This is a genomic window from Acinetobacter sp. S4400-12 (assembly GCF_024129495.1).
Lineage (GTDB): Bacteria > Pseudomonadota > Gammaproteobacteria > Pseudomonadales > Moraxellaceae > Acinetobacter > Acinetobacter lwoffii_C.
The window spans coordinates 18,541-29,437 of the sequence record NZ_JAMXYB010000033.1 but is presented as its reverse complement, the minus strand read 5'-3'; the positions used below and the strand labels follow the sequence as shown (position 1 = coordinate 29,437).

General features: G+C 44.5%; 9 protein-coding genes. 2 read left to right on the top strand and 7 right to left on the bottom strand.

Annotated elements, in window-relative coordinates; genetic code table 11:
* Positions 1–234 precede the first annotated feature (234 nt).
* Positions 235–1,017 carry a peroxide stress protein YaaA gene (gene yaaA, locus NI461_RS11635; protein WP_151206384.1) on the bottom strand — a complete coding sequence of 261 codons (783 nt, stop codon included), beginning with the start codon at positions 1,015–1,017 and terminating at the stop codon, positions 235–237.
* Positions 1,018–1,141: 124 nt separating this feature from the next.
* Between yaaA and NI461_RS11630 the strand changes: the two genes are divergently transcribed.
* Positions 1,142–1,774, top strand: coding sequence for an alpha/beta hydrolase (locus NI461_RS11630; protein ID WP_151204465.1), 633 nt, complete (start codon positions 1,142–1,144; stop codon positions 1,772–1,774).
* Between the two features lie 68 nt (positions 1,775–1,842).
* On the opposite strand, the gene NI461_RS11625 is transcribed toward NI461_RS11630, so the two are convergent.
* The 4 genes from NI461_RS11625 to pheA form a co-directional block, all read right to left on the bottom strand.
* Positions 1,843–2,208: a hypothetical protein gene (locus NI461_RS11625; RefSeq protein ID WP_151206385.1), complete on the bottom strand. Its 366-nt coding sequence runs from the start codon at positions 2,206–2,208 to the stop codon at positions 1,843–1,845.
* A gap of 100 nt (positions 2,209–2,308) precedes the next feature.
* The gene (locus NI461_RS11620; protein ID WP_151206386.1) at positions 2,309–4,555 is read right to left on the bottom strand and encodes a bifunctional prephenate dehydrogenase/3-phosphoshikimate 1-carboxyvinyltransferase; all 2,247 of its coding nucleotides are present in this window, start codon (positions 4,553–4,555) and stop codon (positions 2,309–2,311) included.
* A 3-nt stretch (positions 4,556–4,558) separates the two neighbouring features.
* On the bottom strand, positions 4,559–5,650 hold the full coding sequence (hisC, locus tag NI461_RS11615) for a histidinol-phosphate transaminase (RefSeq protein WP_151206387.1): 1,092 nt from the start codon (positions 5,648–5,650) through the stop codon (positions 4,559–4,561).
* Between the two features lie 65 nt (positions 5,651–5,715).
* Positions 5,716–6,825 (bottom strand): prephenate dehydratase, encoded by a 1,110-nt coding sequence (gene pheA, locus NI461_RS11610; RefSeq protein WP_151206388.1) that lies wholly within the window; start codon positions 6,823–6,825, stop codon positions 5,716–5,718.
* Between the two features lie 489 nt (positions 6,826–7,314).
* Here pheA and NI461_RS11605 point away from each other — a divergent pair, with 489 nt between their 5' ends.
* Complete coding sequence (locus NI461_RS11605; RefSeq protein ID WP_151206389.1) at positions 7,315–7,833, top strand: DJ-1/PfpI family protein; 519 nt, start codon at positions 7,315–7,317, stop codon at positions 7,831–7,833.
* Between the two features lie 113 nt (positions 7,834–7,946).
* Here the strand turns inward: NI461_RS11605 and NI461_RS11600 are convergent, their stop codons facing one another.
* Positions 7,947–9,089: an acyl-CoA dehydrogenase family protein gene (locus NI461_RS11600; protein WP_151206390.1), complete on the bottom strand. Its 1,143-nt coding sequence runs from the start codon at positions 9,087–9,089 to the stop codon at positions 7,947–7,949.
* Between the two features lie 164 nt (positions 9,090–9,253).
* Positions 9,254–10,597, bottom strand: coding sequence for a dicarboxylate/amino acid:cation symporter (locus tag NI461_RS11595; protein ID WP_151206391.1), 1,344 nt, complete (start codon positions 10,595–10,597; stop codon positions 9,254–9,256).
* Between the last annotated feature and the right edge of the window lie 300 nt (positions 10,598–10,897).

The following is a 10,897-nucleotide window of genomic DNA, read 5'->3' as shown; positions in this document are numbered from 1 at the left end:
TTATGCTTCATTGTGCGCATATCAATTGAGCCACAGAAATAAGCCAACCATTCGAGTAATCGAATAGTTGGCTTAAACAGGATTCAGGTTATTTATACAGTATTAAGGATATTGTTCTTGGCACTGTTTGATCTAACGATATTTAACAGCTTCCTATAAATCAGCTATTTATTTAACTTAAGCTCACTCCACTTGATACAAATACCGTTAAAGTAGAGTGAGCCGATTCTGAAATTAGCGATCTAATTGTTCATCACGTTTAAAGACCAATTCGCCTTTTAAAGAACTGTCCGCATCAAAATAATAACCTTCACTATTAAAAGCTTTAAGCTCTTCAATCCGTTCAATTTTATTTTCCAGAATAAAACGAGCCATGAGACCACGGGCTTTTTTAGCATAAAAACTAATGATCTTATATTTTCCATTTTTCTGATCTAGAAATACCGGCTTAATGATGTGTGCCTGAATCTGGCTTTCCTTGACGGACTTGTAATACTCATCTGAAGCAATATTGACCAATAACTCTGAATTGGCCGCTGCCAGATCAGCATTAATCTGATCAGTAATGATACTGCCCCAGAAGTCATACAGGTTATGACCGCGTGTGTTTGCCAGTTTGGTTCCCATTTCAAGACGATAAGGCATCATTAAATCTAGGGGGCGTAACAGGCCATATAACCCGGACAACATGCGTAAATGTATCTGGGCATGAGCAAGCTCGGCATCACTCAGATTATAAGCATCCAGGCCGGTGTAGACATCGCCTTTAAAGGCAAAAATCGCCTGTCGGGCATTCGACAAGTTAAAATCGGGCTGCCAGTCACGAAAACGCTCTACATTTAACTGGGCAATTTTTTCACTCACACTCATTAATGTGGCGATTTCTGAAGCAGATAACTTACGACTAAGGTCGACAAGCTCTTGTGAATGCTCAAGCAATCTTGGTATGGTAAAAGAATCTGTCGGTAAATTTGAAGCATAATCGAGGGTCTTTGAAGGAGAAATGAGTGCAAGCATGGTTAACCTGGTTAAAAAGTGATTAATCACACTATATCAGCCAACTTATTTTAATTCCAATGCATGTTTTTACTGACCACAATCGTTAAAATAAGCCACACTCCTGTAATGAATCGATTCTCCCATGTCCGAGCAAATTTTCCTTCAGGGTCCTGTGGGACAACTTGAAGTTTTTGTGGATTATCCTCAAGGTGAAGTGAAAGGATTCGCGGTTGTTTGCCACCCTCATCCATTGCAAGGTGGTACTCCACAGCACAAAGTTCCAGTTCTGTTAACACAAATGTATCTGGAACGCGGCTGTGTAGTTTATCGTCCAAGTTTCCGTGGCTCTGGTCAAAGTGAAGGTCTGCATGACGATGGCTATGGCGAAACGGATGATGTATTGGAAATTATCCGGTACGCACGTGAGCAGCACACTGGCCTACCCTTTTATGCAGGCGGTTTTAGCTTCGGTGCCCATGTTATTGCGAAAAGCTATGCTGCACTGCCTGTAGAGCTACAGCCAAGTCAAACCATTTTATGCGGCTTACCCACTGCAACTGTTGCAGGTATTCGTCACTATGAAACTCCGCATATTAAAGGAGATATTTTATTCATTCATGGCGAAGCGGATGATATTACCCTATTATCCGACATGATGGCATGGGCCAAACCACAACGTCATCTAGTGACGGTTTTACCCGGAGCAAACCATTTCTTTACCGGCTATCTCAAACAATTGCGGATCGCTATGGCCCGTTTTCTGACTTTAGGCTAATTTTAAAAAACCTCATATCAGATGAGGTTTTTTATATCTTTCCAGCATTTTATGATCCGGCTTCTCGATTAGTCTTTCCATTCAAAACCACTAAAGCCTTCCTGTTCTTTTAATGAAGCTTCTACAGCCTGCGCCAGCTGATTCATCAAGCTCCGCTCGGCAATACGCTCTAGCCAGTCCTGTTCCTCATCAGGATAGGATGCAATCTCACAAATAAAGTGTCCTTCACTGTCCTGGGTCTCACAGCTGACAGAAAGCGGCAGTTCATGATCTTCAACCGCAACCGCAACCTGCCCTCCACTTTGTGGCAAGGTCTGAAAACCATATTTACCCAGTTCACTAGCAAGCAATTGCGCGATGTATTGCTGAGTTTTATGATGATCCTGTAATTGCTGCTGACCTTGAGCATGGGCCATAAATTTTAATATTCGCATCACTACTTCCAAATGGCTTTTTTCTTGTATGGGTTTAGCATAAGCCAATATAAATAAAACAGCCAAGCAAAAGCTTGGCTGTTTTACACAAATTCAGAAATTACTCTGTTACGTCAATCGTCAGACCTGCTTGAGCAGTTAATTGAGTAAAGGTCGGGAAGCTGGTTGCCACCGTTTCAGTCCCAATAATCTTGATCACACCCGAATTACGCAGACCTGCAATCGAGAAGCTCATGGCAATGCGATGGTCATGATGTGATTCAATTTCCCCGCCTTCAAAGATAGCTGACCAGTCGCCTGACTTGCCTTTACCTTCGATAATGATGCCATCTTCTGTTGGCGTACAGTCAATCCCCATTGTTTGCAAACCATCAGCCATGACCTGGATACGGTCTGATTCTTTTACCCGTAGCTCAGCAGCACCCGTCAGGATAGTGCGGCCTTCAGCACAAGCTGCAGCGATGAATAGCGCAGGGAATTCATCAATCGCCAGAGGCACTTGATCTTCCGGAATATGAATTCCTTTTAAGGTACGTGTACCACGAATACGAATATCCGCAATCGGTTCACCGCCTGCGATACGTTCATTCTCAACAGTGATGTCCGCACCCATCTGTTTCAGAATTTCAATGATTCCGGTACGTGTCGGGTTAACTCCCACTGCTTCAAGAGTAATATCCGCATTTTCAGTAATAGCAGCACCCACCATAAAGAAAGCCGCAGAGGAAATATCGGAAGGTACTTGAATATCCGTACCGACAAGCTTTCCGCCACCTTGTAGGGAAATACGGTTAGCTTCGGTTTTTACTTCATAACCAAAAGCACGCAGCATACGCTCGGTATGGTCGCGCGTTGGTTCAGGCTCTGTGACTGCGGTTTCACCCTCTGCCCACAGACCTGCCAGCAAAATGCCGGATTTCACCTGTGCCGATGCCATTGGCAAGTCATACTGGATGCCTTTCAGGTTTTGGTTTCCGGTGATCGATACCGGCGGCGTACCGCGTTCACCTGTGGTTTGAATCTGGGCGCCCATTTCACGTAAAGGATTGGCAATACGCTCCATCGGACGTTTAGACAGCGATGCATCACCGGTCATGACTGAATCGAATTTTTGTGCAGCCAGTATCCCCGAAAGAAGACGCATCGAAGTACCCGAGTTCCCCATGTAGATTGCAGACTGCGGTGCTTTCAGACCGTGCATGCCCACCCCATGAATGGTCACTTCACCATTTTTAGGGCCTTCAATACTCACGCCCATATCACGGAATGCCTGCAAGGTTGCCAGTGCATCTTCGCCTTCCAGAAAACCAGTCACATGCGTGGTACCTTCTGCAATGGCACCAAACATGATAGAACGGTGTGACACAGATTTGTCACCAGGCACGCTAAATTTGCCCTGGAATTTTTTGGCACCCGGCTGAATGGTAAATTGTTGTGTCACTTTACTTTTCTCCATGAAAGGTTTCTTGACAAGCATATGATTGAAGTGCTGGCGCGCTGCCTGAGCATGTCCCAACAAACCCATTAATGTCTGGGAGTCTTCCTCTTCAATCAGTTTACGAATAATGGCGAGCTGTGCCTCAAAGCCATCCACGGCGTTGAGTATCGCTTTTTTATTGGCAAAAAAGATGTCATGCCACATCTGTGGGTCACTGGCGGCAATCCGCGAAAAATCCCGAAAGCCTCCCGCAGCATAACGAAAAATGTCTAAATTGTCTTCACGCTTGGCCAGCTGTTCGACCAAGTTAAAGGCCATTAAATGCGGCAAATGACTGGTATGAGCCAGCACTTCGTCATGCTTGTCCACATCCATACAAATAACTTCCGCATGAGCGGCCTGCCAAAGCTGAATCATTTTATCGACAGCCCAGTCTGCACTGGTCGGCAATGGCGTTAAAATGACCTTGTGGTTGGCAAATAAATCGACCTTCCCGGCATGTACACCGGTGTGCTCTGCACCTGCAATAGGATGCCCTGGCACAAAACCGGCTGGAAGCTGCTCACCATATACCGCCTTGGCAGCAGCGACTACATTGGCTTTAGTACTGCCAACATCTGTAATGATGACATTTTCAGCCAGATGAGGCTGAATGGTTTCCAGTACCTTTTGCGTAGCACGAACTGGCAAGGCCAAAACAACCAGATCTGCACCTTGAACTGCCTGTACCGGATCAGTATAACCCGCAGAAATCAGCCCCAGTACTTTGGCATCTTCTAGGGTTTTTTGTGAGCGTGTCGAAGCCACGATGTCATTCGCCAAATGCTCGGCACGAATGACCCGCGCCAGGCTTGAACCAATCAGTCCAAACCCGATAAATGCAACTTTTTCAAACAGTGGCTGCGACATGGTTTAAGCTTTAGCCTCTAAGCCGAGTACTTTGGCAAGTGCGCTCAGGAATTTGGCATTTTCTGCTTCGGTTCCAATCGATACACGCAAATGATTTTGAATCCCTACTGGGCGTACAATCACACCCTCTTTCAACAGGCTATTGAATATTTGTGCCGGATCAGCCTGTATATCAACCAGAATAAAGTTGGCGCGTGAAGGTACGTAGTTCAGACCTAAAGCCTGAAAACCTGCTTCAAGCTGAGCCATGCCCGCTTTGTTCGCTTCACGAGATTTTTCAATAAACGCTTCGTCTTTCAGGGCCGCAACAGCAGCGACCATCGCTAAATGGTTAACGTTAAATGGCTGACGAATACGGTTCAGATAATCCGTTACTTCAGCAGAAGCCAGAGCAAAACCTACCCGCAGTGCAGCCAAGCCATAGCACTTAGATAAAGTACGACTCACGATCAGGTTTGGATACTGTTTCAGGAATTTCAGACTATTGAAGTTTTCCGGGAAATATTCCACATAAGCTTCATCAAGCACGACGATGACCTTGGCAGGCACTTTTTGCATAAAGCTTTCAAATTCAGCTTCTTCAAACCAGGTGCCTGTCGGGTTATTCGGGTTTGCGATAAAGATCAGCTTGGTATTGTCTTTAATAGCCGCAGCCATCGCATCAAGATCGTGCGAAAAACCTTTTGCCGGGACTTCAATCGCTTCTGCATTAATCGCCTGGGTCACCAGGGCATAGACAGCAAATGCATGCTGGCTATACACCACAGAATCTTGTTCAGAGACAAAAGCTCGGGCAAAAATTTCTAACAGGTCATTTGAACCATTACCTAAAGTGATCTGGTCATGATTAAAACCAAACTGTGCCTTGATCTGGTCTTTTAAAATAAAACCGCCACCATCCGGATAACGGCCAATTTCAGCAATTTCAGCAGCGACAGCTTCTTTGACTTTATCTGAACAACCCAACGGGTTTTCATTAGAAGCCAGTTTCACGATGTCGGTGATACCCAATTCACGCTCAAGCTCACTGATTGGCTTGCCTGGTTGATATGGCTTTAATTTAGAGATGCCTTCATTGGCTGGGACAAATGACATTTTTGAATTCCGATTTACAGATGAAACAGTGACCAATACCCTCGCACTGGCCACAAATGGTTGACTTAAAGTACAGCTTGAGGATATGAACCTAATACCCGAACTTCTTTAACTAGTGGGCGAATTTCTGCAATTGCCGCTTTGACATTTTCCTGTTCAATATGTCCTTCCAGATCAATAAAGAACACATAGGCCCATTTTTCCGGAAGTGCCGGACGGGTTTCAATACTGGTCAGGCTGATATTGTGCTTGGCAAACGGAGTCAGAATTTCCAGCAATGCACCTGCACGGTCATGAGCAGACACCAGTAATGAGGTTTTATCATTACCACTTTGCGGTACTTTTTCACGGCCAATTACCAGGAAACGTGTGGTATTTTCCGGGTTGTCCTCAATATTGCCATGCATGATTTCAAGGCCATAAATATTTGCCGCAATCTCGGACGCAATTGCAGCCGAATGCCATTCATTGCGAATACGGCGTGCTGCTTCGGCATTTGAGCTTAAAGCCACACGCTCTACACCGGGATAATGCGCATCCAGCCACTTACGACATTGCGCCAAAGTCTGCTGATGGGCATAAATCTGCTTGATGCTATCTTTACGGGTATTTTCAGAAATCAGGAATTGATGATGGATTGGCAGTTCCACTTCGCCAATCACATTCAGGTTCGATGTTTTAAAGCAATCCAGCGTATGGTTCACTACACCTTCAGACGAGTTTTCAACTGGTACCAGACCATAATGGGCACCTCCCGCTTCCACTTCACGGAAAACTTCATCAATGGTCGGCAATGGACGCACCACCGCATCATGTCCAAAATGTTTAAGTACTGCCGAGTGCGTATATGTTCCTACCGGCCCCAAAAAGGCAATACTTTGTGGCGCTTCAAGGGCTAGACAGGCTGACATAATTTCACGGAACAGGCGTGCCATGGTGGTATCTGACAATGGACCTTCGTTACGCTCCATAACATTACGCAATACCTGCGCTTCACGTTCCGGACGGTAAAACAGTGGATTCTCTTCCAAAGCGAACTTTGCTTTCGCTACTGCTTCAGCCAAACGTGCACGGCGGTTAATCAATTGCTGGATTTGCTGATCAACAGAATCGATATCTTCACGAATGTTAGCCAAATCTAGAGAAGTCGTGGTGTCTTGATCGTCGTTGATCATTATTATATCGCCCTTCATAAACCTTATCTGTTCCAGTATAACAATAGTCAGCTGCAAATGTTACGCAATATAACTTTATTGGATTAAGTTTTAAAAACAGTCATTTGTTTTTAACCGCTTATCGGTTTTCGTCATATCTGGTAACACTCATGGCAGCCTTTTCACCGCATTTACATTATTAAATTGTAAATTTGGTCTGCCCATCTTAACTGATTTTAAGCAAGATGAAATATCACTATTTCTGAATCTTGATAACTTTTTTAAGCATAAGAAAATTAAAAATAAAGCAAACTCACCTCACCCATTCCTGCCCCAGTGACTTGCTGGACTGTTCACAATATTAAGCACATGCTCATCAAGGTATTTACCCATTTTTGCTTGATTTAGCTTAACTTTTTTACAGTAAAATACTGATCGCTTACAAAGCAGAGACGTTTTTTTAACCTTAAGTCGCTAGTCTGATTTGAAACGAGGATTGGGGTGTTTATCATGCCAAAAAGAATAGCTGTACTGGTGACGAACAATTTTGATGATCAGGAATATCTGGAACCTGTGGAAGCCTTACGCGCAGCCCAGCATAGTATCTGTAATATTGAACTACGTGCAGGCAAGGTGGTTTATGGCTTGCATGGTGGTCTAGCCGTCACTATTGACCGTAGTATTGAACAGATCAGTATTGATGATTTTGATGCCTTACTCATTCCCGGGGGTGAGTCTCCACTTGCACTGGCCCATGATGTTCGGGTGCTGCATTTTATTCAGGCTTTTAATCAGGCCAGAAAAACCATTTTTAGTCTGTGCGATGCTTCATTATTACTCAGTGAAGCCGATGTATTAAAAAACCGGATGATCACCAGTATTCGTGCCCATGCACTGCGCGTACAGTATGCAGGAGCAACTTATTATGATGCCGAACTGGTCAACGATAATAATCAGCTGATTTCATCACGGGTTCCCAACGACTTGCCCATTTTTATTCACGAATGCCTGAATGTACTTAAATCTTAAAACAATAATATATTGATACTTTCCAGATTTTCACATCCTGTTTTCCCCTTGAATTTTTAAATATTTCCCCTATAAAAAAAGAGTTCGTGTCGAACTCTTTTTTCACTTGAAACTCACCGTCCCAGCAGACCTCGTGCCACAATTTCCTTCATAATTTCATTGGTCCCCCCATAGATTCGCTGAATACGCGCATCCACAAAGAAACGGGAAATTGGATATTCCGTCATATAGCCATAACCACCGAACAACTGAAGCAGATTATCAGCCACTTTCATCTGCATATCGGTCGAGAAGCTTTTTAAGGCTGCTGCGGTTTCAACATCCAGTTTGCCCTGTATATAAAGCTCGACATTCTGATTATAGAATGCAGCAGTTGCCAGCTCATCAATTTTGGCCTGAGCCAGCACAAAACGGGTATTCTGGAACTGGGCAAGAGCCTGACCAAAAGCCTGACGCTCTTTGACATATTGTGTGGTGACATCAATAGAACCGCGTATTGCACCCAAGGCAGTTGCTGCAATGGCAGTACGTTCACGTGGCAATTCCTGCATTAAATAGGCAAAACCCTGACCTGGCTGGCCCAGCAACTGATCTTTGGGCACTTTGACCTGATCAAAGAACAGCTCTGAAGTATCCTGAGAGTGCAAACCAATTTTTTCCAGATTGGTGCCTTTTTTAAAGCCCTCCAGATGGGTATCGACTAATAGCAGTGAAACTCCTTTCGCACGTGCCTGCGGGTCGGTTTTTACCGCCAGCACCACCAGATCTGCATGTTGCCCGTTTGAAATAAAGGTTTTGGAACCATTTAATAAATAATGATCATCTTGCAAAATCGCATGCGTGCGTATGGCTTGCAAGTCTGAGCCGGCACCCGGTTCGGTCATCCCAATGGCACCCACCACTTCACCCGTCACCATTTTAGGTAACCAGTATTTTTTCTGTTCTTCTGATCCAATATGCAGAATATAAGGCGCAGCAATATCTGAATGACACGATAACCCAGTGGAAATTGCGCTATAGCCTGCCCGTGCAGACTCTTCGATCAGCATCAGGGAATAATGCGTCGGCACTCCATAACCGCCATACTCTTCCGGCACATCTACGCACAGGAAACCATTTTCGCCCATCGCATGCCAGACAGAACGCGGTATCATGCCTTCGCGCTCCCATTGCGCATAATGCGGAGCAACATGTTCATTCATAAAACGTTTAAAGTTATCGCGAAATAATTCCAGGTCAGCATCATAGGCCAGCATTCTTTTATCCTTATGGCGTTTATCATTATATCCCGAGCACAGACTAGCTATTTTTAAAGCCACTGTCATGTGCTGAAGCTGACTTTTTCCCAAACTCCTGAGTCAATAAGTTTTTCCCATAAAAAAAAGGAAGCCGTAGCTTCCTTTTCTATCCAGACAGCGCATTAATTTGCTTGTGGGCCGTCCTGTAGCATTTGTTTATCAATTTCAGCCGGATTTGCCAGCGCCCAATCCAGTTTTTCTTTATCCAGCTGGCCCACCCATTTTGCAACCATTAAAGTTGCCAGAGAGTTACCCACCAGGTTGGTCAAGGCACGTGCTTCAGACATAAAGCGGTCAATACCGAGGATTAAGGCCAGACCGGCAACTGGGATATGACCTACCGCAGACAGCGTTGCAGCCATAACAATAAAGCCGGAACCTGTGACCCCTGCTGCACCTTTTGATGAAATCAAGAGTACCAGCAGCAAAGTGATCTGATGTGAAAGATCCAGCTGGGTATTGGTCGCTTGCGCAATGAAGATTGCCGCCATGGTCAGGTAGATTGAGGTCCCGTCCAGGTTAAACGAATAACCTGTTGGAATAACCAGACCCACCACAGATTTTTCTGCACCTGCCAGCTCAAGTTTTTTCAGCATACGTGGCAGCACCGATTCTGAAGATGACGTTCCCAGAACAATGAGCAGCTCTTCACGGATCAGACGGATCATTTTCATGATGCTAAAGCCGCCAATACGTGCAATCGTACCTAGAATAATAAAGATAAACAGGAGACAGGTAATATAGAAGCAGATAATCAGCTGTGCCAGCTGCGCCAGTGAACTGATGCCGTATTTACCGATGGTAAAGGCCATCGCACCGAAAGCACCAATTGGAGCAAGCTTCATCACCATATTCACGATGTTAAAGAATACATGCGAGATCTGATCAATGAATTTCAGAACTGGCTTGCCTTGGGTGCCCAGCTTATGCAATGCAAAACCGAACATGATGGCAAATAACAGAACCTGTAAAATTTCGCCTTCTGCAAATGCACCCACGACTGTATTTGGAATAATATTCATCAGGAAGTCGATGGTAGACTGCGACTCACCTGAGGCTACATATTTACTAATCCCACTGCTATCAAGTGAGGCAGGATCAACGTTCATGCCCACACCCGGCTTGGCAATATTAATCACCAGCAGACCGATAACCAGTGCAATGGTCGATACGATTTCAAAGTAAAGTAAAGCAACCCCACCGGTTCTACCGACTGACTTCATACTTTCCATACCCGCGATACCACTCACGACCGTACAGAAAATCACGGGTGCAATGATCATTTTGATCAAACGAATAAATGCATCACCTAAAGGTTTTAGCTGCTCACCCAGGCCCGGAACATACTGTTCTACGCCATTGATGATTTGTGTACCACTTGGTGAAAAATGTCCTACCAAAATACCTGCGATAATGGCTACAATCACTTGGAAATAAAGTGATTTATAAATTGGTTGTTTCGCCATAACAAATCTACTTGAACGATGTTTCAATAAAAACAAACAAAAAAATGCACTTTTTTAAGCGCACGACCTGCCCCCTCTGGCAAAAGAGTGAAATTCAACCAAATATTCATTCAGTCAAAATAGCGTTTCACAATTGTGAAACGCCAATGCTCTCATCTGATGCTTAGCATCCGACGAAAGTATGAGAACGGGAGAAAGAGATTAAGAAAAATTAAACACACTCTAAGGATTGGTTAAATTTTACCGAATAATTAGCCTGAATGTGTAGAGGTAAATACACATTTGGTCACTTTTTGGGCG